At 32.5% G+C, this 21,202-nt stretch carries 24 protein-coding genes, 1 tRNA gene and 1 pseudogene; 12 read left to right on the forward strand and 14 right to left on the reverse strand.

The annotated features are described in order from the left end of the window. Positions 1–56: 56 nt before the first annotated feature. From EW093_RS04745 to EW093_RS04755, 3 genes are read left to right on the forward strand one after another with little or no spacing between them, the layout of a single operon-like run. Entirely contained in the window at positions 57–1,424 is a 1,368-nt protein-coding gene (locus tag EW093_RS04745; RefSeq protein WP_149567295.1) for a tetratricopeptide repeat protein, read from the forward strand. Positions 1,425–1,432: 8 nt separating this feature from the next. Continuing rightward, positions 1,433–2,113 (forward strand): metallophosphoesterase, encoded by a 681-nt coding sequence (locus EW093_RS04750; RefSeq protein ID WP_149567296.1) that lies wholly within the window; start codon positions 1,433–1,435, stop codon positions 2,111–2,113. Then, positions 2,103–3,020: a transcriptional regulator gene (locus EW093_RS04755; protein WP_246745071.1), complete on the forward strand. Its 918-nt coding sequence runs from the start codon at positions 2,103–2,105 to the stop codon at positions 3,018–3,020. Before EW093_RS04750 ends, EW093_RS04755 begins: the two co-directional genes overlap by 11 nt. Here EW093_RS04755 and EW093_RS04760 read toward each other — a convergent pair. Beyond that, on the reverse strand, positions 3,017–3,688 hold the full coding sequence (locus EW093_RS04760) for a hypothetical protein (protein WP_149567297.1): 672 nt from the start codon (positions 3,686–3,688) through the stop codon (positions 3,017–3,019). The genes EW093_RS04755 and EW093_RS04760 overlap by 4 nt on opposite strands. Continuing rightward, a complete protein-coding gene (locus tag EW093_RS04765) occupies positions 3,651–4,904 on the reverse strand; it encodes a SelB domain-containing protein (protein ID WP_149567298.1) in 1,254 nt (417 codons plus the stop codon). The genes EW093_RS04760 and EW093_RS04765 overlap by 38 nt, the downstream gene beginning before the upstream one ends. Before the next feature lie 87 nt (positions 4,905–4,991). Here EW093_RS04765 and pth point away from each other — a divergent pair. The 5 genes and pseudogenes from pth (at position 4,992) to EW093_RS04795 (ending at position 8,594) form a co-directional block, all read left to right on the forward strand. Beyond that, positions 4,992–5,545 (forward strand): annotated as a pseudogene (gene pth / locus EW093_RS04775) (aminoacyl-tRNA hydrolase). Beyond that, positions 5,542–6,243, forward strand: coding sequence for a 5'-methylthioadenosine/S-adenosylhomocysteine nucleosidase (gene mtnN / locus EW093_RS04780; RefSeq protein ID WP_149567301.1), 702 nt, complete (start codon positions 5,542–5,544; stop codon positions 6,241–6,243). The pseudogene pth and the gene mtnN overlap by 4 nt, the downstream one beginning before the upstream one ends. After that, the gene (locus EW093_RS04785) at positions 6,244–6,717 is read left to right on the forward strand and encodes an S-ribosylhomocysteine lyase (protein WP_149567302.1); all 474 of its coding nucleotides are present in this window, start codon (positions 6,244–6,246) and stop codon (positions 6,715–6,717) included. It begins immediately after the preceding gene. Positions 6,718–6,741: 24 nt separating this feature from the next. Further along, the gene (locus EW093_RS04790; RefSeq protein WP_149567303.1) at positions 6,742–8,364 is read left to right on the forward strand and encodes a M30 family zinc metallopeptidase; all 1,623 of its coding nucleotides are present in this window, start codon (positions 6,742–6,744) and stop codon (positions 8,362–8,364) included. 50 nt (positions 8,365–8,414) lie between these two features. Then, positions 8,415–8,594, forward strand: coding sequence for a histidine kinase dimerization/phospho-acceptor domain-containing protein (locus tag EW093_RS04795; RefSeq protein ID WP_149567304.1), 180 nt, complete (start codon positions 8,415–8,417; stop codon positions 8,592–8,594). A gap of 3 nt (positions 8,595–8,597) precedes the next feature. Here EW093_RS04795 and EW093_RS04800 read toward each other — a convergent pair whose 3' ends face one another. Genes EW093_RS04800 through EW093_RS17815 form a run of 4 tightly spaced genes read right to left on the reverse strand, consistent with a single transcriptional unit; the run spans position 8,598 to position 12,399 of the window. Further along, on the reverse strand, positions 8,598–9,398 hold the full coding sequence (locus EW093_RS04800) for a response regulator transcription factor (protein WP_149567305.1): 801 nt from the start codon (positions 9,396–9,398) through the stop codon (positions 8,598–8,600). Beyond that, positions 9,391–11,118: a sensor histidine kinase gene (locus tag EW093_RS04805; protein ID WP_149567306.1), complete on the reverse strand. Its 1,728-nt coding sequence runs from the start codon at positions 11,116–11,118 to the stop codon at positions 9,391–9,393. The genes EW093_RS04800 and EW093_RS04805 overlap by 8 nt, the downstream gene beginning before the upstream one ends. Further along, complete coding sequence (locus EW093_RS17810) at positions 11,105–11,746, reverse strand: type 2 periplasmic-binding domain-containing protein (protein ID WP_149567307.1); 642 nt, start codon at positions 11,744–11,746, stop codon at positions 11,105–11,107. The genes EW093_RS04805 and EW093_RS17810 overlap by 14 nt, the downstream gene beginning before the upstream one ends. Further along, a complete protein-coding gene (locus EW093_RS17815) occupies positions 11,743–12,399 on the reverse strand; it encodes an ABC transporter substrate-binding protein (RefSeq protein WP_149567308.1) in 657 nt (218 codons plus the stop codon). The genes EW093_RS17810 and EW093_RS17815 overlap by 4 nt, the downstream gene beginning before the upstream one ends. 140 nt (positions 12,400–12,539) lie before the next feature. Between EW093_RS17815 and EW093_RS04820 the strand changes: the two genes are divergently transcribed. The 3 genes from EW093_RS04820 to EW093_RS04830 are packed head-to-tail and all read left to right on the forward strand — an operon-like array spanning position 12,540 to position 15,635. Beyond that, entirely contained in the window at positions 12,540–13,826 is a 1,287-nt protein-coding gene (locus EW093_RS04820) for an extracellular solute-binding protein (protein WP_149567309.1), read from the forward strand. Positions 13,827–13,886: 60 nt separating this feature from the next. After that, positions 13,887–14,786, forward strand: a complete 900-nt coding sequence (locus EW093_RS04825; RefSeq protein WP_149567310.1) for a carbohydrate ABC transporter permease — start codon at positions 13,887–13,889, stop codon at positions 14,784–14,786. Then, entirely contained in the window at positions 14,787–15,635 is an 849-nt protein-coding gene (locus EW093_RS04830) for a carbohydrate ABC transporter permease (RefSeq protein WP_149567311.1), read from the forward strand. A gap of 34 nt (positions 15,636–15,669) precedes the next feature. Here the strand turns inward: EW093_RS04830 and EW093_RS04835 are convergent, their stop codons facing one another. From EW093_RS04835 to EW093_RS04855, 5 genes are all read right to left on the reverse strand, one after another. Further along, a complete protein-coding gene (locus tag EW093_RS04835; RefSeq protein ID WP_149567312.1) occupies positions 15,670–16,785 on the reverse strand; it encodes a two-component system sensor histidine kinase NtrB in 1,116 nt (371 codons plus the stop codon). Then, positions 16,770–17,252 carry a hypothetical protein gene (locus tag EW093_RS04840; RefSeq protein ID WP_149567313.1) on the reverse strand — a complete coding sequence of 161 codons (483 nt, stop codon included), beginning with the start codon at positions 17,250–17,252 and terminating at the stop codon, positions 16,770–16,772. Before EW093_RS04840 ends, EW093_RS04835 begins: the two co-directional genes overlap by 16 nt. Further along, positions 17,252–17,881 (reverse strand): MEDS domain-containing protein, encoded by a 630-nt coding sequence (locus EW093_RS04845; protein ID WP_149567314.1) that lies wholly within the window; start codon positions 17,879–17,881, stop codon positions 17,252–17,254. Before EW093_RS04845 ends, EW093_RS04840 begins: the two co-directional genes overlap by 1 nt. 51 nt (positions 17,882–17,932) lie before the next feature. Then, a complete protein-coding gene (locus EW093_RS04850) occupies positions 17,933–18,523 on the reverse strand; it encodes a chemotaxis protein CheD (protein ID WP_149567315.1) in 591 nt (196 codons plus the stop codon). Positions 18,524–18,614: 91 nt separating this feature from the next. Beyond that, positions 18,615–18,688 (reverse strand) — tRNA-Ala (locus EW093_RS04855). Positions 18,689–18,753: 65 nt separating this feature from the next. Between EW093_RS04855 and EW093_RS04860 the strand changes: the two genes are divergently transcribed. After that, the gene (locus tag EW093_RS04860) at positions 18,754–19,419 is read left to right on the forward strand and encodes a hypothetical protein (RefSeq protein ID WP_149567316.1); all 666 of its coding nucleotides are present in this window, start codon (positions 18,754–18,756) and stop codon (positions 19,417–19,419) included. Positions 19,420–19,519: 100 nt separating this feature from the next. On the opposite strand, the gene folK is transcribed toward EW093_RS04860, so the two are convergent. Genes folK through folP form a run of 3 tightly spaced genes read right to left on the reverse strand, consistent with a single transcriptional unit; the run spans position 19,520 to position 21,201 of the window. Next, on the reverse strand, positions 19,520–19,993 hold the full coding sequence (gene folK / locus EW093_RS04865) for a 2-amino-4-hydroxy-6-hydroxymethyldihydropteridine diphosphokinase (protein ID WP_149567317.1): 474 nt from the start codon (positions 19,991–19,993) through the stop codon (positions 19,520–19,522). Continuing rightward, a complete protein-coding gene (gene folB / locus EW093_RS04870; protein WP_149567318.1) occupies positions 19,986–20,351 on the reverse strand; it encodes a dihydroneopterin aldolase in 366 nt (121 codons plus the stop codon). The genes folK and folB overlap by 8 nt, the downstream gene beginning before the upstream one ends. Before the next feature lies 1 nt (position 20,352). Further along, entirely contained in the window at positions 20,353–21,201 is an 849-nt protein-coding gene (gene folP / locus EW093_RS04875; protein WP_149567319.1) for a dihydropteroate synthase, read from the reverse strand. Position 21,202: the final 1 nt, after the last annotated feature.

A 21,202-nucleotide genomic window follows, 5' to 3' on the forward strand; every position in this document is an offset into this window, starting at 1 on the left:
AACCATTAATCTTTATAATAAATTATATACATTATCTTACACATTTTAGAGGGCCCATGACTACTATAATAATTCTTTCTATAGCAATTACCATGGTTTTTGCAATAATTGTATTTCTAATCGTTAGAAGAGCGGGTAACCACAATATAGGTTCCATTCAAACTCTTATAAAACAGGGAAAGTCTTCCCACGCGATAGATGTCTTAAAAAAGATGATAGCTAAAGATCCACAAAACGTAGATGCCCACTTTCTTCTAGCAAAAGCTTTTATGATGGAGAATAAGCAGGAACTAGCCTTTATGGAGGTTAAATCCATCAATAAGATTGGAGAGTTTTCCCCAGCCTGTCCAGAGAAGGAGTTTAGAAAACTATCTTCAAAACTCTTTTTACAGTTTAATCAACCTGATGAAGCGTTAAAGGACTACCTACTTCTAATTAAGTTATCTCCATATGAGAGCGAAAACTACTACAATGTTGGTCTTTTATTTGAAGATAGGCAGAAATCTAGTAAGGCTGTTAATTATTATAAGAAAACCATTGAGTTAGACCCAAGACATGCAGGGGCCTACCTTCACCTTGGGATGATTATGTATAACTCTAAGCGATACAAGGATGCAAAGCTGTTCTTAGACTCTTCGTTAAAATACGATGAGACTAATTTTATAACATACTTTTATATAGGTAAAATTGCCAAGGAGGGTAAGGACTACATGGGGGCTATTGAGGCCTTTGAAAAAGCCCTTCGAGATAAAAGTATTAAGCTAAAAGCTTTAATGGAGAGGGGTATATGTTATATTGCCCTTAAAAAGTTTGATTTAGCAATTACAGAACTTGATAAGTCCTTAAATCTTATACAGCGTGATTCAGAAATTAAGTATTCAGAGCAACAACTACTCTATATCCACTATTTTATGGCAATGGCCTTCGAGCAAGTAAGGGATCTTGATAAGGCTATAGAACACTGGGTAATAATAAATAAGAGTAAAAAGAACTTTAAAGACGTATCAGAAAAACTCTCCCAATATAAAGAGTTACAAGAGAATGATCGAATGAAGGATTATCTAACATCAACAAGGGATGAGTACGTAGAGATATGTAAGGCTATATGTGGCCAGATTAATCTAACAGCCCAAGACATTAAGGATGTAAAGTCTGGGATACAGTTAATTGGTCTTGAGAGTGGTAAAAAAGATTGGAAAGCCTCTAAAAAAATGTCATATTTAGTAAGACTTTTAAGGGATAGTAACCCTGTATCAGAAACTACTGTTAGAAATGTTCTAGATGAGATGAAGAATATGAATATAATGAAAAGTATACTAATTTCAAGCACAGAGATTACTAGTGATGCTAAGAAATTTGCTGAATCTAGACCTATAGAGTTAATTGGTAAGAGGAAACTTGTAAAAATATTAAATCAAATGTAAGGTTAATTATGAAGATATTGTGTATAGCAGATCATGTTGACCCAATTGTTTATTCAAATGCAATAAAAGAGCGCTTTAAATGTGTCTCTTTAGTATTAAGTGCTGGTGACCTTCCAATGGACTACCTAGGCTTTGTTGTAAGCTCCCTTAATAAACCTCTATATTTTGTATTTGGTAATCATAATTTAAAGTATTTAGGTGTTTTTAATAAAAGGTTTGATAAGGGGCTTTTAACAAACTCCCTTAGAAATACAACCTTCGGTTCCATATATGTGGGATTTAATATGAAATATGATAAAAAAAATGATTTAATTATAATGGGTTTAGGTGGATGTAAAAAATATAATAAAGCAGAAAACCAGCATACAGAGTTACAGATGTATCTAAGTATGATAAGAATGATCCCAAGGTTGGTTTTTAATAAAATATTTAGGGGTAGATACTTAGATATTCTATTAACCCACGCTGCTCCTAGGGGAATCCACGACAAAGAGGACCCATGTCATGTAGGTTTTAAGTCATTTTTATGGTTTATGCGTAAATTCAAACCTAAATATCTACTCCATGGTCATATTCATCTATATAATAAAAATGAAAAAAAAATTACAGACTACCATAATACAAGGGTTATAAATGTTTATGATCACTATGTATTAGACTTTAATAGGGAGGATAGTTTTGGACAATAACATGCTTAATGAAAGAGCTATTGATGACTTTGGAAAAGCTAGATTTAAAGAGAAGATATTATCTATTCTAAATTTATTATCCCCTGAGAAACAGCAGTTACTCTCTTTATACGATATAAAATCTTTAGTAAAACCAAATAACGAGTCTTATAAGGGGATGAAAGTTGTTGCAGTTAAAGATATTGTTGGGTCAGAGGGAAGATACAGAGACTTTAACAAAGCCTTTTTACCTAAAAAAGAACATCTTAGAAATAGATGGGTAAGTATAGATAAAGCCCATATAACAGATGTAATACTTCCCCCTATAAAGCTTTATAAAATAGGGGATTTATACTTTGTACGAGATGGAAATCATAGGGTTTCTGTGGCTAAAATGCAGAAAGTTTACGCCATTGATGCAGAAGTAATTGAGTTAAATGCTGAAATACCCCTAGAAAAGGGAATGACCAGATCTGAATTGGAAGATAAGGTTATAGCCTATGAGAGAGAGAACTTTTTAGAGGATACCAAGATAGGCGAGTATATCGATATGTCTGAGATATATTTTACAGCTCCAGGTAGATATATGGAGTTGTTAAATCACATTTTAGGACATAAATATTTTATAAACCAAGGAATAGAAGATGAGATCTCTTTAAAAGAAGCTACTATCTCCTGGTATGAAAATCTATACAGTCCTATAATTAAGACAGTAAGAGAAGATAGCCTTGTTGCAAGATTTAATAATAGAACAGAGGCTGACCTATATATATGGATTGTAAAACATTGGGATGATCTAAAAAGTAAATACGGTCAAGATTTTCCTTTAGATCAGGCCACTAAAGAGTATTCGGATATTTATGGAAAAAATCTGTTTCAGAACTTTTTAGCCTACTTAAAAAAGATTTTTAATAGTATTAGACATTAAAAGTTCCAGGGACCTGATTTAATTTTTAGGTCCCCTTTTTTAACTGTTACATAGAGGGATATATTGGGATTTAGTTCTGTTAAGTCCCTTTTAAATACCTCCTTAAATAAGGATTCACCCTTTAGAATCTTACCACTTGTTAGTAATAAATCATCTAAGTATATATCTACTACCCCACTATCATAATTTAGTAAAACGATCTTATTATCATTAAGTTCTAATTCCGGGTAGATGATATCCCTAGGCTCAACACGACTCTTTGATATATAAATTTTATCATCTACACTCTCCCCTGCTAAGTCCCGTACAAAAACCCTTATAGGGCCTCTAGGAATAGGGGATCTATTAGGCATAACAAGGGAGGTTGACCCAATCCATCTAGTCTCATTTTCTACTTTAATATCCCAGTTATTACTATTTAATTCCCAATAAAATTGAGACTCATCAGATATCAAAAATACAGTCTCTATGTCTCCCTCACCATCCTCATCATATATATTAAGAAATACATTTAAGATCTCATACTCTAAAGATCGCTCTTCATCTTTAAAAAAAGTCACATCCCAATCTATCTCATTTATTATAGGAGGATTAACTGTACAAGAGTATAAGGATATAAAGATTACTATATTAAGGGATAACTTTAATAACTCTTTTATCATCTTCATCCCTCTCTATAACTCCATCGTCTTCTAAAATATTAAGTAATGCAATTATATATCTTCTAGATAGTCCACTAGACTCCCTAATTTCCTGGATAGAAAGATCATCCCCTACAACTTTACTCTTAAAAATCTTACCTAGAAGTTCATTAAAAGCATCTAAACTGTAGTAGAGATCATCATCTAAAACCTTAGCTAATTTCATTCTCTTTATTTCATAAAAACAGTTTATCATACCAAAGTCTTTTATAGATCTTCTGCTTAAACCATTAATACCAGCCTCTTTAATTAGTAAAAAGGAGTTTTTAGTTAGAGGTGATAAAAAGTCCTCCCTATTTTCACAGGTTGAAATAACATAATCCCCATCAACTTCAACTAGTTTTTCCTCTACTAGTTGGTCTAAAACCGCATGAAAAAATGAGGGGGTAACATTACAACTCTTTTTAACTGAGTTAAATAAAACACCACCAGAAGCCTTACTCTGTTTAATTATTCTGTTTTTTACAGAGAGATACTCCCTCTCCATTACCCTTTTATATCCCATTGAGATAGAGCCATCAAAACTTTCATCTTCTAAGAAAAATGGTAATTCTACATAGTTATCTGTTCTTAGAATAATTGAGTATATCCCTTTAACTGTTGGCCTTGTTCTAAATTTTTCAATCCTGGATGTTACTATATTCTCACTTTTTTTGCTCATATCACCAGGATAGATAAGAACCATCTCACCACTAAAACCCTTATTATTCTCAAAGGTGTAACTACCTCCTGGTACTAAGGGGGATTTAAATGGGAAACTAACACTGTACAAACTACCTACTTTTTTAACCTTAGCGCTATACTTTTCCTTATTAAACATTCTATAGCCGGTAAAAATACCGCCAGTTATGTAGTAGTCCCCTGGATAAAAATCCTTACTGTGATAGTCTGAGGGAATAAAATAAGCTTTTTTATTGTACCGAACCTTAAGATTAACAGGGGTAATTACTGCAAAAGGTATACAGTTTTTAAAAGGAATACCCTTTACTTTTACTAAATAGTTATTATCTTCTACTGGAGTTATATCTCTTACTTGGAATTTTCTCTCCCCAGGGAAAATAATAGCTTCTGTAAATGGTTTAAACTCCCCTGTCATCCTACATGTTAATGTTGTTAATTTCTCACCCTTCTCTTGGCTAGCCTTAATAATGCTAAGTACTGATGTAGGTATTCTATCTTCCATTTAAACCTCTTTAAAAATCTTATATCCTATTATATTCATTTTATATAAATTACACTATAGTATTTTTAGGAGCCTTTAATGATTAAAATGGTAGTGTTTTTAGGTAATTATGGTAACCAATATCGTAATACAAGACACAATGTTGGTTGGTTATTTGAAGAATACCTAAACAGATCCACACAAAAAATGACAAAATTTAAAGCTGAATATTATAAAGAGAGTAACATTGTCTATCTACTACCCCAAACACTAATGAATAGATCAGGGGAGTCTGTTGTAAAGGCGATCTCTTTTTTAAGATAAATATAGATGAAGTTTTAGTAGTACACGATGATCTAGAGACTGAGTTTGGGTCCATAAAAATAAAGCACGGTGGTGGTTTAGCTGGTCATAATGGGCTAAGGTCAATAAAAGATTTAACGGGGAGTAGTAATTTTAAACGGCTGGCCATTGGAATATCAAGACCAAGCCGGGGTTCTGTGGCAAATTATGTTCTAGAGCGATTTACCCCCCAGGAAGAGTCTGAATTAGACATTATTTTTAAAGAAACAGAAAATTATTTCACTAAATTCCTAGGTGATGATGATGAAACAAAGGGTAAAAAAGTAGTAATATTACAGCAAGGAAGGGAAAAGAGATGAGAATTGGCTTAATTGGAGCAATGGAAGAAGAAGTAAATGGATTCCTTCATAAGATGAAGGATGTTAAAACTATAGAGAAATGTGGAACAAAACTTTACCATGGAACTCTTTTTAATACCGATGTAGTTTTATTACAGTGTGGAATTGGAAAAGTTGCTGCAGCTGTTGGAACAACAATATTAATAGACCAATTTTCCCCTGATTTAGTAATAAATACAGGTAGTGCTGGAGGACTCTCTACAGATTTAAATGTAGGTGATGTTATTATTTCCCAGGAAGTAAGATACCACGATGTAGATGTTACACTTTTTGGTTACGAGTATGGTCAAATCCCTAAAATGCCTCCTGGATTTACACCGGACAAAAAATTAATAGAAGTTGCAAAAAAAGCAGCAAAAAAAATTGACAAGATCCATGTTACTGATGGTCTAATAATTACTGGCGATTCTTTTATCCACGATGAGGATGATGTTGATAGAATTAAATCCAAACTACCTCCTATGAAGGCTACTGAGATGGAGGCTGCAGCAATAGCCCAGGTGTGCCACATGTCTAAAGTCCCATTTTTAATTATTAGATCCATCTCCGATGTTCCAGGGAAGGAGTCAAAACAATCCTTTGAAGAGTTTCTTGTGGTAGCAGCAAAAAATTCAGGAATGTTAATAGAAGAGATTATATTAGAACTTAAGGAGAAATAAATGGAAAAAATACCAAGTTTTACTGTAGACCATACAAAACTACTGTGTGGGGTATATGTTTCTAGACAGGATAGAGTTGGAAGTGAAGTTGTTACTACCTTTGATATAAGAATGAAGAGACCAAATATGGAACCAGTAATTGATGTTCCAGCCCTTCATACAATTGAACACTTAGGTGCTACTTTTTTAAGAAATAATACAGAATGGAAGGATAGAGTTATATATTTTGGACCAATGGGGTGTAGAACTGGAAACTATCTTATTTTAAAAGGGGACTTAAAACCTATGGATATTAAACCCCTATTAATTGAACTATATAGTTTTATGGCAGATTACCAAGGGGATATTCCTGGAGCAACTGCTAAGGATTGTGGGAATTACCAATCTATGGACCTTAATATGGGTAAATATGAGTCAAAACTCTTTCTAGAGGTACTAAATTCTTTAAATAGTCAAAATACTATTTACCCCTAATAGTTTAAGTATGATAATTGGATTATGGATATAAAAAAAAGTTTTCCAATTATCATTAATCTTATTATACTACTATTAACAAGCAGCTGTTTTTTAGGTAATAACAGTGATGTATTAGTTGTTAAAACAATAACCGTTAATAGTAGTTTATTACCAAAATCTGACAGTTCAAATGCCTACCTTCTATTAACAAACCCTACAAGTAGGAATATTTTAATACCAGAAGTAACTATAAATAGTCAGAGTCGAAGCCTTATAACAACCAGAAATAGTTATCCTTATCCAATTACTCCCACTACAACTCTACCTAGAAGGTTGGATAAACCTCCACGGACAAGGGAAAACAGTATAGATATCTCTAATAGAACAAGGGATATTAATCCCCAAGATAGTTATAGCCAGGGGGATTTAGAGTCCTTTTTTGTTCTTGTAGGTTCAGAGGTTGATGAAAACAACAATAGTGTAATGACCTATTCTAATACTACATTTAAGTTAGTTTCCCTTACTAATAAAATAAATAATACAACTATCAACCTACATATCTGGGTTGATGTAAAGGATCTGGACATATTAAGTATAGATGCTGTAGAGTTTCTTAAAAGTAATTTCTCTGGGATTTATAATGATATGACAAACTTATATGGGGATTATTGGGGAGAACATAACTATGAAAATCTTATAGAGAAGGATAATAGTGACTTCCATATTTTATTAATGGATATTGGCTATGATAAAAATATTGATAAGGATAACAGAGGGGTTATTTATGGTTATTTTGATAGTTATGATACTTATATAGATAAAGAGGGTTCTAATAAGGCTCTAAATGTGGTCCTTGACTCCTACCTACTTTTTAATCGGGCAGATAGTAGTAAAGGGTGGAGTGAAGAGAGTATAGAAACCATATATGGTTTATCCACATTTATTCATGAGTTTCAACACCTAATACATTTCTATCAAAAGAGGATTAAAAATAAAATTACTCTTACTTCAACAAATGACGAGACCTATGTTAATGAGATGTTCTCTATGATAGCTGAGGATATATTAGCATATAACTATTTAATTGCTTCAGATGAAAGTGATACCTATTTTTTCCCGCCAGACTTACAAAGAATACCAATATATAATCAGGATTGGATAGAACACAGTACACTTAATTGGAACTACGATATTTCAAGTTATAGTAGAGCCTATGTTGTAGGAGCATATCTTATTAGAAATTTTGATAGTTTTATAAAAGAGTATTTTACAACAGGAACTCTTGGAATTAATGGCTTATTAGAAGCTATTAATAAAAATAGTACCTTCAATATTGATAGAACAACTCTATTACAAAATCTAGGACTAGCTATTTTATATTCAAGAGAGACAAATACATCTAGACCCCAGCAACTTAACTCAAATAGTTTCTTAGAATACTCAAACTTCAATCTAATTCAGTTAGACTTTTTTTCTAACTATATACCATCATTTAAACCCTTAGATGTAGCCCAGATAAAAGATATAGCTAACTCCAATGGGATAAACTTCTACAAAGAGTCAAATATATATATTAATCTAGGAGAAATTAGTAGTAGTGATACTATTAAAATAGAGTTTGCAAATGATGGAAGTGGAATTGAATATAGATTAGTATATTATTAATGAAAAATAAGTTTATTTGTAATATAGTTAATATATAGAGGAGATGGCTCTTGAGTGAAGATATAAATAAAATAAAACATGACTTAAATAATTTATTAAATGCAATTATTGGTTCTGCAGAGATTATAAAATTCAGTATAGATGATGACAACGAAAAACTTAAAAAATACACTGGGTTAATATTAGAATCAGCAACAAAGGCCACAGATATTACAAAGTCTTTAAAATAGACTCTACCTAGTGCTATACTTATTACGAAAATCCTGGGGAGTGCATTTAAAATATCTTTTAAAAAGTCTGGAGAAGTAGTTTGCATCTATAAAGCCAACTATTGAGGCTATATCCGTAATAGTTAGTTCCATATTATTTATTAAAAGTTTTTTTGATGCATCAAATCTTTTTGTAATCAGATACTTATTAAAACCTATGCCGACTTCCTTTTTAAAGGTCTCAGAAAGATAGGACCTGTTCATTAAAACAACATCACTAACGTTTTCTAGGGATATCTGATTCTGAAAATTTTCCTCTATAAACATCAAAACTTTCTTAATTTTATCATTTTTAATATAAGAAAAATCCGTTGTTGTTTTTATAACAAAATCGTACTCCAATCTTTTAACCTGTTTTTCTAAACTCTCTGACCGATTAATCCTTTTATCCCTATTTAATTGTTTAATAGCCTTAGAGATAGAGTTTTCTAACTCCCCCTCCTCCACAGGTTTTAAAACAAAATCCACAACCCCTAATTTAATAGCCTTTTGGGCGTATTCAAAAATATCATACCCTGAAATTATTATAATACGAGTACTGTTAGTAATCTTATTAATTTCACTTATAAGATCTAAACCAGAGATTCCAGGCATTCTAATATCTGTTAAAACAATATTGGGTTTTTTATCTCTAATTAGCTTTAAACCCTCTTCACCATTTTCTGCTTCACCAACAACTTTTAAGCTAAATTTATCATAGGGTAGAAGTTTTATAATTAGTTTCCTTATCCATTTCTCATCATCTATTACTACAATTTTAACCATCTAAGTCCCCTGTATATGGAATTTTTATATAGACAGTAGTACCATCCTTGTTACTATCGATATCTAGTCCAAAGGGATTTCCATATAGTAGTTTAAGTCTTAAATTAACATTATCTAATCCATGGGCTGATGTAACACTTGAAATATTTGGCTCTTCCTTTAAGGATTTTTTAAGTTTTAATAGTTTATCAGGTTCTATAAAAGGGCCATTATTATAAACTTCTATTACTAGTATATCTTCTTCTGTTTTTGCTGAGACCTTTAGTTCTCCTCCATCTGTTGCTAACTCTAGACCGTATTTATATGCATTCTCTATTATTGGTTGGATTATAAACCTAGCAATTTCTATACTTTTTAGGCCATCGCCTATATTAAATGTAGTTGTAATTCTATCTCCAAATCGAAACTCTTGAATTTTAAGATAGTCTTTTAAATACTCTATCTCTACTCCTAGTTTGTTTGTCTCTTTAAGATTTCCCACATTGTATCGAAATAGTCTAGATAGGGATAAGGTCATTGAAGAGATATCCTCATTATCATTTTCTAGAGCAATACTTCTAATAACATCTAAAGTATTATATAAAAAGTGTGGGTTAATTTTTGCCTGAAGAGCTTGAAATTTTGCCTCTGTTGCCTCCCCTTCTTTTTTAACAACAACATCAATTAAAGAGTCTACTTCATCAACCATTTTTTTGAATCTTTCAATTAAATAGTCAAGCTCATAATAGTTAGTTGATGGGTAACTAGGGGAAAAATTCCCCTGCCCTACCTTTTTCATTGATATATAGAGCTCATGTAGGGGAGAAGTTATAGCTCTAGAAAATAGAATAGCTATAATAAGACTAACAACAGCGATAAGAAAAATAGTGATAATTGTAACCAATATTGCAGAGTTAACTCTAATAAAAAACTGATCCTGTCTAATAAACCCAATAAGTTCTAACTGACTATCCACAATACTCTTTTTTACAATTATATCCTTTGGCCTATTAGATATATATTTAGAATAGATTTCATTTTGTAGAAGTTTTTCATTATTCTTTCTATATAATAGGTACATTGGAATCTGTTCAGCATTTTCTGATGAATCAATAAAATTTTGAAAGGCTGACATATCTATATCTATCTGTATTATTACCTTATCTCCATTTTTTTCAGGGAGAGTAAACTGCTGAATGTAGGAAATAACACGATCATAATCATCCCTCTCTAGAGCTACATTGTAATTGGCGCTATGCACCTTTGTAAAATACTCATTTTTTGCTAAATCACTACTGTTTTTAAGCCAAGGTCTATCTAATAGCAGGTTATCCCTAATACCTAACCTAGAACTAATAACATACTGTTTATCAAAAATAACATAGATCCCATTTATATTTGAACTGGCATTATCTGTTATATATAGATACTCTATAAGATCCTTAAGTTTAGATATTTCGTTTTTATTAAAGTTATCACTATTATCAAAAATAATGTAATCGGATATAACTTTACCTATTGTAGCCCTCTGTATCATTTTTATATTTGAAAAGATATTTATAAGGTTATTACTTGATTGGGTTACTATCGCTTCTTGATAATCCTTAACATCCTTATCAATAATATTTTTAACATTATATATAAAAACAAATGAAATTAGAGTAAATGGTATAAGAATAGATAGAATAATTAGTGCTAATAAGTCCTTTCGAATTGTTCTATATGAATTAATTTTTCTCAACTACCCTACCCATAACATTTTGAACCATATCCATAAATTCATCCCTACTAAGAGCACCACTCCATAAAAGATCATTTGCCTCTTTAAACTGGTTAAATGCCCCTAATGAGTTAAAATAAAATTCGTGAAGATCATAAATTTCACTATTTTTTATATAATTTGCAGATTTTATATATATTGGTTTATCAATTATACTAATATCCATCTTTTTAGCTGGAAATGACCCAGACTCTCTATACCGTGCAATAAAAACTTCATCAGAAAATATCCAATCAATAAGCTTTATTATTGCCTCTCTTTTACTTAAATCAGCCCAGGCTTTTTTGCTAATACAGATGCTTTGGGAGACTCCTCCAATAGTAAAATTTCTAGTATCAATAGACTCATCACTTATTCTAGGTATTGGAATTATTACTGTATCTTTAGCTACATCATCATTAAACCTTGCTAGACTCCAGGTAAAAGCAAAAATTATAGCTGCCTTTCTATTATTATATAGATCAACCTGCCTATCAAAGGAGCCTTCGTAGATTGTATTATTTGGAATTACCCTATTTTTTCTTAACTCTAAAATAGCATCTACAGCCTTAAGTGTTCCAGGATTTTCAAACTTATTGTTAAGTTTCATATCCTTTGCATCTCTATATCCATTAGGATCTTGGTAGGAGAGTGCACTAAAAAAAAGATGTCCTGGATCCCCCTAAAGCTTCCCATGGAAAAGGGTGTTATACCATTTTTATTTAATATAGGTGATATCTCTTTTAAGTCATTAAAAGTTTTTGGTATATCTAAATTATACTCATCGAAAATTGACTGATTCAGTGCCATAAATCCATAAAAGGACTCATGGGGTAAGGCGTAATTTATACCATCAACCTTAGTTGCATCTAAAAACCTGGGAATAAAGTCCTCCCTACTATATTTAGTAGAGGCTTCTAAGTACTCATCCATATTTAAAAGAAATCCATTATCTGCTAGATATCTAAGATTAGTTTCATAACTCCAGAAGCAAAAAACATCTGGTACAGAGTTTGAAGATGCATCTATTAGAATTTTCTCCTTATGGTTTAACCCTAGGTTCTCCTCTGTTTTAATTATAAATTCATTTTTAACTGAGTCTGAGAACTCTTTTAGATTATTTTTAAATCCATACTCCCATGAATAGGCCATGGTTATTACTGGAAGCTCTCTATTAGACTCGATAATCTCCCTATTACTTCCACAGAAGATAGTATTTGAGAAGATAATAAAAACTAAAATAAATTCTAACTGTTTTTTCATTATGTAAGAATAATAACACTAGTTTATAAAAAATATAGTTTAATCCAAAAAAAATCCTATAATTCCAAAAAATCACTTCTACCCAAGTAGAATTTACCATACTACCATTAGTTAATAATTAACAAAAAGGAGAAAATTTTATGCAAATTGTAAAAAAAGTATGGGCTTTGTTATTAATAAGCTTATTAGGTGTATCATCAACTTTTTCTAACAGTCAAAAAGAAGCTGGAACTGAAAATGGTGTTAAAACAGTATCTGTTTGGACTTTATGGACAGATGGGACAGAGGATGTAAATGCAGTAGCTTTTAGAAAGGCTTTAGAAAGTGCAAAAACGGACCTTCCAGGTATTGTAATAGAACACGATGGAACAGCAAATGAAGCATATAAAACTAAAATTAAGACAGCTATAGCTGCTGATGAGCAACCTGATGTATTTTTTGCATGGGGAGCAGGTTTTGTAAAGCCATTTATTGATGCAGGGAAAGTTCTTCCACTAGATGAGTATTTAGCAGATGGAACATCTGATAGAATTAAAGGTGGTGCCAATACTAACTTTACTTTTGATAATAAAACTTATGGTTTAACTTTTACTCAATGGGTTGCTTCTCTTTATTGTAACCAAGAGTTATTTGATAAATACGGTGTTAAAATCCCTGAAACATATGATGAATTATTAACAGCTGTAGATGTATTTAACCAAAACGGAATAATCCCAATTACAGTTGGAGAGAAAGATTTATGGCCTGGAATGTTTTGGCAGAACGCTTTTGCAATTAGAACTGCTGGTGCTGATGCTTCCAATGCAGCCCTTGCAGGAAGAGGTTCCTTTGATACACCAGATTTTGTAAGATCTGCCCAGTTATTAAAAGACCTAGTTGATAGAAACGCATTTGTAGAAGGTGCCTTAGGTATAGATTACAATGAAAGTGGAGCTCTTTTATTAGAAGGTCAAGCAGCAATGTACTATATGGGTAACTGGTTTGCAGGGGATATCGCTGGACATGATAGCGATATCATAAACAAAATAGTTCCAACAAGGTTCCCTACAATAGAGGGAGGTAAGGGTGATAATACTCAATACTTAGGTGGTTCTATTGATGGTCTTTGTGTATCTAAAACAGCTACTGATTTAGATGCTGCTACTACTGTTGCAAAATACCTAATGGAACAAGTTTCTAGAAACCTTGCAGAAGCAGGAGAAGGAATCCCTACATGGAAAACAGATGATGTTGTAACTACAAAAGAGAACCCAGTTGTAAAACAAGTTAAAGAACTAATTACAAACAGTACTGGTTATGTTTTAGCATGGGATACATTTTTAGAGGGTGCTGACGCTGATGACCATAAAAACTATGTAGCAGAACTGTTTGGAGATACAATATCCGCTGAAGATTTTGCAAAAAAGATGCAAGAAATTAATAAGTAATCGTTTTTATATTATGGACCGGTTTTAGATAGACCGGTCCATATTTTTTTAGGAGTATATATGAACAATATTTTATCAAATAAAAAAGTAATTCTACTGTTTATGTTACCAGCTACACTTATTTTTTTATTTGTAGTTATTGCCCCAATTTTTACATCTGGATACTACAGTAGCCTAGAATGGAACGGAATTGGTAAAGGAACATTCATAGGATTCTCTAACTTTAAAGAACTACTCTTTTCAGGAAATAAAGACTTTTATAAACCAATAATAAACTCCCTTTGGCTCGCTCTCTTATCCGTAGGAATACAGCTCCCTATTGCCTTCTTTTTTGCTAGATTATTAACCACTGGAGTTAGGGGTGAGGGCTTTTTTAGAACAGTTTATTTTATTCCTGTTATTGTTTCTACTGTTGTAATTGGTAATATGTGGATGAAGATCTATAATCCCCAGTACGGTGTTTTAAATGAAATACTTAGAAATATAGGTCTTGAACACCTAACAAACCAGTGGCTTGGAAACAAGGATATTGCACTAGTTGCTGTATTTGTACCACTTTTATGGCAGTTTGTAGGTTATCATATTCTCTTATTTTATGCAGGAATAAAAACACTACCCCAGGAACTAATAGAGGCTGCTCAGATTGATGGTGCATCACCTTTAAAAATAACTTTTAGTATAATAATTCCATACGTACTTCCTATAATTGAAATTTGTGTAATATTAGCAGTTATTGGATCTTTAAAAACATTTGATCTTATCTACATCTTAACCGGAGGGGGACCTCTCCACTCAACGGAAGTACCTACAACTATTATGTTTAATACAATATTTCACAGAATGAGCTATGGTTATGGTAGTTCAATGGCAATTTTTATTATTGCAGAGTGTCTTATTTTGACAGTATTGGTTCAGGGTATTTTTGGGAAACTAACAAAAAAATATTACGGGGAGAAGTAGATGAAATCTATAAATATAAGAAAAAGAGATATATCTAAGTTTGCTATAACCATTTTACTTTCATTATACGCTATAGTTCAGTTATATCCATTTATTTGGCTTCTGTTCTCATCCTTAAAAACAAACTCTGAGCTTTTTGGAGGTAATGTTGTAGGATTTCCAGAGACATTTTTATGGGAGAACTATAAGGATGCTTTTTTTGGTGGTAAGGTTGGATTATATCTTTTTAACAGTACATTAGTTACAACTTTAACAATTGTGATAACTATCTTAGTATCATGTATGGCAGCATACGCCATTGCTAGACTAAGATGGAAATTTAGTAAAGTCGCTATGACTTTCTTTTTATTAGGGATGATGATTCCAATTCATGCAACACTTCTACCCCTATTTATTGCATTTAAAAATGCTAAAATATTAAATAGCTATCTATGTTTAATTTTACCCTATGTAGGTTTTGGTATCCCTATTGCAATGTATATTTTAGTAGGATTTATGCAAAAAATACCAAAAGAGATGGAAGAGTCGGCCTTTATTGATGGGGCAGGAGTTGTGACATCCTTTTATAGAATAATTATGCCTATGGTAAAACCAGCTATGGCAACTGTTGCAATATTTACTTTTTTAAGTGCATGGAATGAACTTATGTTTGCAATTACTTTTATAAGTAAATCAAGCTTTAGAACTTTAACAGTTGGTTTGCAATCAATGGTTGGTCAATATGGCTCTAAGTGGGGACCTATAAATGCTGGCCTTGTAATAGGAACCGTTCCAACTATAATAATTTACTCTTTTATGAGTAGTGAGATACAACACAGTTTAGCTGCAGCAGGTGCGGTTAAAGGTTAATAAAAAGGGGGCTGTTGCAACAGCCCCTTTTTATCTATGATGACTGTATTGGTAGTTTAATTGTAAACTTGGCACCATGCCCCTTCTCACTATCAACAATTAGTTCCCCTTTATGATTATCATGTATAATATAGTATGAGATACTAAGACCAAGACCAGTTCCAAAACCACTTCCTTTAGTTGTAAAAAATGGCTCAAAAATTCTTTTTTTAGTCTCTTCATCCATACCTGGACCATTGTCCTGAATCTCAAGCTCAATAGATCCATTATTCTCTCTAAAACTAATTATAAAATGGGGATCTTCAGTCCCACTCTTCTGCATCTCTTGGGCACCATTTCTAAGTATATTTAATATAACCTGTTGAATCTTTGTTTTATCACAGGATAGAGGAGGAACATCATCCCTATATTGTTTTATTATTTTAATCTTTTTAAAATCAAACTGGCTTTTTATATCATAGTCTGTTTGTGCAAGGGTAATTGTCTCATCTACAATCTTATCGATATAATGTGTGGAAATTTTAGCATCACCCTTTCTTGCAAAAGAGAGCATATTACTAACTATATATGAAATTTGTTCCCCTGATTCATGTATACTATTAAACATCTTAGGAATTCCACGCTCCTCCATAAACTTTTTCATACTTAAAAGGTCAAGGTTGTACTTTAGAGCGATCTCTTTATTAACAGGGATTTCTAATTTTTTATATAGCCTATTATATAAAACCTCAGACATCTGAATAACTCCTGCTAAAGGATTATTTATCTCATGGGCCATACCTGCAGCTAACCCTCCAATAGAGAGCATTTTCTCATTTTGTATAGCACTCTCTTCTATCTTAACCCTATCAGTAATATCATCAATTCTTAAAACAGCACCTTCTAGTTTTGAGGAGATTAAAGGATAGACTGTAATATCTTCACAAACCTTTATACTTCCATTTCCGGATACGGATTTATGAAAAACCTGAGTTCTATTAGTTTTTATAGCTTCTTCAACTAGCCTAACTATTGAATCAGTTTTTGGTATCACCTGATATAAGTTCTTTCCTAGGGCAGATTCAGAATCAACCTCTAATCTCTTTTGAGCCTCTTTATTTATTTGAGTAATATTAAAGTTCTTATCAAAACCAATTAAAATAGAGGGCATAGAATCGATAATACTAGAGATATACAATCTAGCAGTTTTAAGTTTTTTTTCAGATAGCTCTCTTTTTTAACCTCCTCTTCTAGCTCTTTAGTTCTTAACAGAACTCTCTCCTCTAGGTTATGAAGGAGAGACTCTTTTAATAACCTCTGTTTCTTCTCTTCTAGTATTACTCCAATAACTGTACAGAAATTCTCAATATATGGTATGTAGGGTTCCGCTTCTTTATAATCATCAAACTCAACATTCAATATATAGTGCTTGCTACTTTTATGGGCTATATCAATAGTATAATAATCCTTAGAGTTGGAAAAATCAGTTTTGTAAGGAACATATAAAACCCTCCTAATCCCTGGAATATCAGAGAACCCCCTACAGATAAAGCTCATAATAGAGATTTCATCATCTAGCTTAGAAGCAACACTCTGCATCATTATAATCTGGGCTAGAACTTTTGAAGAGAGATCCATTACATATTACCCTTATAGCTCTTAAAAAATTCCTCAGGTTCTATATAAAAAGGGTTATGAACAACTGAACCATTTACTACCATTTTTGGATGGACTTTTAAAACATCCATAATGGTTGATCCACTAAATCTATTTGCATCATATTGACATATACAGGTTATTGGATACTCTCTAACAAGTAGTGTAACTTTAGACTCATACTCTAGTAGTCTATCTCCACCAGGAATTGACTCTACAAGAGGCTCCATTTCACCAATAACTCTACAGGAAGAGAATCCTAAATCCATAGACTCTATAAAAAAACCTTTTAGGAGGCCTAACATTTTTTCAGGTTCAAAAGCACCATTGGGGAAATAAACCTTATTTGTGGGTGATAAGCTTATCTTATTTTGATCTCTCTCCTCTTTATATAAAATATTATTATCTTTAAAAAATTTATAAAGTTCATCTTCTGTTATATTTTCACTAAAGCAGCTAGATCTTTCCCTGCCAAGAAGTCCACTTAATAGAAATTTAAGTAGTGATTCAACTCTCTCATTCTCATCTGTAAATACAAGACACATGTGAGTTCCCTCCTCTACTAATTTCTTAGTAAAACCAAGGGATACCATTTTTCTCTCTTTAACCATAATAACCTCCTATTCAGTTATATATATAAAGTTAAACTCTTAAAATATTTCTTAATCAAACAGAACAACCTCTCCTGCATGGGGTATATTGGTTTTAGGAAGATCCTCTTTGACTTTAGTTATAGGTATTGGTTTTACGTAGACAGAGTTGTGCTTAGTAAAAAATATAATTTTTCGTCCTACCTTTTTACCAATATCTTGATTAGTTATCTCTATTCCCTCTGCCTTTAAGAAGGTTAATATAAAATGTATATTTTGTTCCCCAACAGTTACACCTGTTCCAGCGACAGGGAGAATATTAGCTCCCCCAAATATTTTTGCTGTAAAGTTTCGTTTTCGTCCCCCTAGAGAGATCATCTTATTTATTAGTATTTCCATGGATGTAACTCCATATCGAAGGGAGTTACTATGGGCTACATGTTCTAAGAACTCAGCCTTATTTTCGTTCATATCAACCCGGGTATTTTTAGGTAACATAAAATGATTCATGCCACTAACTCCATTTATTCCATCATATAAACAGACGGAAATACAGGACCCTAATACTGTTGTAATCGCTTCACTTCGGTTAGTAACATGGTACTCTCCAGGATAGATAGTTACCATTTTATGATGTGCCTTTAACAGTGTTTTACTTTTCATTTTAACTCTTTATCATCCATAATAAAAACCTCATATAGTTGTTTAATAACAAGTATAGTTTAGGTGCTCTATCATTTCCAATAAAAATTTATGGAGCTAAAGGGACTCGAACCCTTGACCCCATCGCTGCCAGCGATATGCTCTAGCCAACTGAGCTATAACCCCATAATATGTAATAATTTATACAAAATAGTATTTATTTGTCAATATAATAACGTTATAATGATTATATGAAAAAACGTATAATATTTTTAAATGTAATAATAATCCTACTATTTAATAGTTGTGTAACTTCATCTAACCATAACAGAGGTAGCCTAAGTGATGCTCTAAATAAGGCTAAGGATGACTCTAATGATAGATATGTAGAGGATGAACCTGATAATGATTGGTATTATGAGGAACCTAATAACTCAAATGATGGTTGGTTTTTTAATGATCGAAATAACCAAGATGTGGGAGTAAGGATAGATTCACAAAACCCTGTTGATCCAGAACCATTTTTTATTATATTTAGAGAGGGTTCTTCTGTTTTAAATGGTCCATATTTTGATCAATCAATTGGTGGGGAACTCCTATTTGGAGGATCAGAAGAGGAGTATAATCTCTTTTTTTATGTTGGTTTAGATATGTTAGATCCAGATATGACTAATGACATATTAGAAGGAGTGAATAAGGATAGCCTATTTATGTTTACTGGGGGAATTGAATTAAGATACTACCCAATGAATAACTTAAAATTCTTATCCCCTTATATATTAGGTCGATTAGGTGGAGCTCTATTATCATTTGAGTTTAAAAACAGTCTATTTGATGGAACAGAGTCTATTCATTCAGACTCATTAGGAGGATTTACCCTGGATGCTGGATTAGGAGTTGATATAATTCACCTATAGAGGTTTAGGCTAGGTGCTCTTTTAAAAGCCCAAAGCTACCTATACAGCCAAGAGACACTACAGGGTTTTCAAAATGATGTTTTTATAGCTACGGGTTTAATCAAACTAACTTTTGAGGCTGGGTATAAATTCTAACATCTTGGGAAGATACTTTATCTATATACTTATTAAAAGTTGAGTCTAACTCCCCTAGAGGAACTAGAACAAAGGCTCTCTCATACATTCTTGGATGGGGTATTGTTAGATCAGGAGTATTAATAATTTTATCTCCGTATAGTAAAATATCTACATCAATGATTCTAGGTCCCCATCTAAAAAGCCTAACCCGTTTTAACTTTTTCTCCACATCCTGACAAACTAATAATAACTCACTTGCTTCTAAGTTTGTCTCTAAACCTAAAACACAGTTAATAAAATCATCCTGCTTCAAGTACCCCTGGGGAGCTGTAATATAGAGGGAGGATTGTTCTACACAGTTTATCCCTGGGTTTGCCTTTATTAATGAGATTGCTTTATTAATATTTTTTACCCTATCCCCAATATTACTACCAAGACTTAGATAAACTTTAACCATTTTGTCTCCTAACAATCTCTACACCAAAATAGTCGTAGGAGCCAGGTACTGGAGCTTCTGGCTTCTTAACCCTAACTAGGACTGAATCTATAGAATTATAAGTAGATAAAACTCTTTTGGCGATCCCATGGGCTAGGGCTTCTATTAATTGGTAAGGCTCACCTTGGGTTACTTCCTTTACTATTTCAAAAACTTCAGCATAACTGATGCTTTTAGCAATATCGTCTGTTCTACCTGCAGCCTCTAAATCTAAAAATATCTCCATATCAATAAAGAATTTCTGTCCTAATTTTGTCTCCTCAGGAAGTACTCCGTGGTATCCATAGAAACACATATTGTTTAAAAGTATTTTATCCATATTATATCCTAACAATTTTATCAGTTACTAATGCAACTCTCTTATTCTCTTTTACATCATGGACTCTTAAAATGTCAGCCCCAAGGGATATCCCAATTGTAGAAGTAGCAAGGGTTCCCTCTACCCTCTCTTTTGGAGGGATATCTAATATTGATCCTATAATTGACTTTCTAGATGTTCCTAAAAGTAGAGGGTATCCTATTGTATTTAACTCCCCTAACCTAGCTAAGACCTCTCTATTCTGTTCTTGGGTCTTACCAAAACCAATACCTGGATCTAAAATTATTGACTCTTTTTTAATACCAGCTTTAAGGGCTATTCGAATTGACCTTCTTAAGGATTTTCTTATCTCTCTAATAATATCATCAGAGTAATTACAATCCTCCTGGTTGTGCATTAACACAACAGGAACATTATAGGACGCGATAACTTCTGCTAACTTATTATCCTTTAATAGACCCCATACATCATTAATAAGATCAGCCCCTGCTTCTAAACCAGCTTTGGCGACCTCAGCCTTTGATGTATCCAGGGATATAGTTATATCAAAATAATCTTTTATAGCCTTAATAACTGGAACAACCCTAGATATCTCTTCTTCAATGGAGATAGGGGTAAATCCTGGTCTTGTAGACTCGCCACCAACATCAATAATATCAGCACCATCACCTATCATTTTTGAAACCTGGGCTAAAGCTTCCTCTAAACCTATAAACTCCCCTCCATCAGAGAAGGAGTCAGGGGTAACATTTAATATCCCCATAATATATGTTCTAGAGCCAAAATCTATAGTTAGATCTTTAAACTCAATTTTATTACTTCTTAATTTTGTATATCGTATATTTCTCATT

Source organism: Thiospirochaeta perfilievii (genome assembly GCF_008329945.1).
Lineage (GTDB): Bacteria > Spirochaetota > Spirochaetia > DSM-2461 > DSM-2461 > Thiospirochaeta > Thiospirochaeta perfilievii.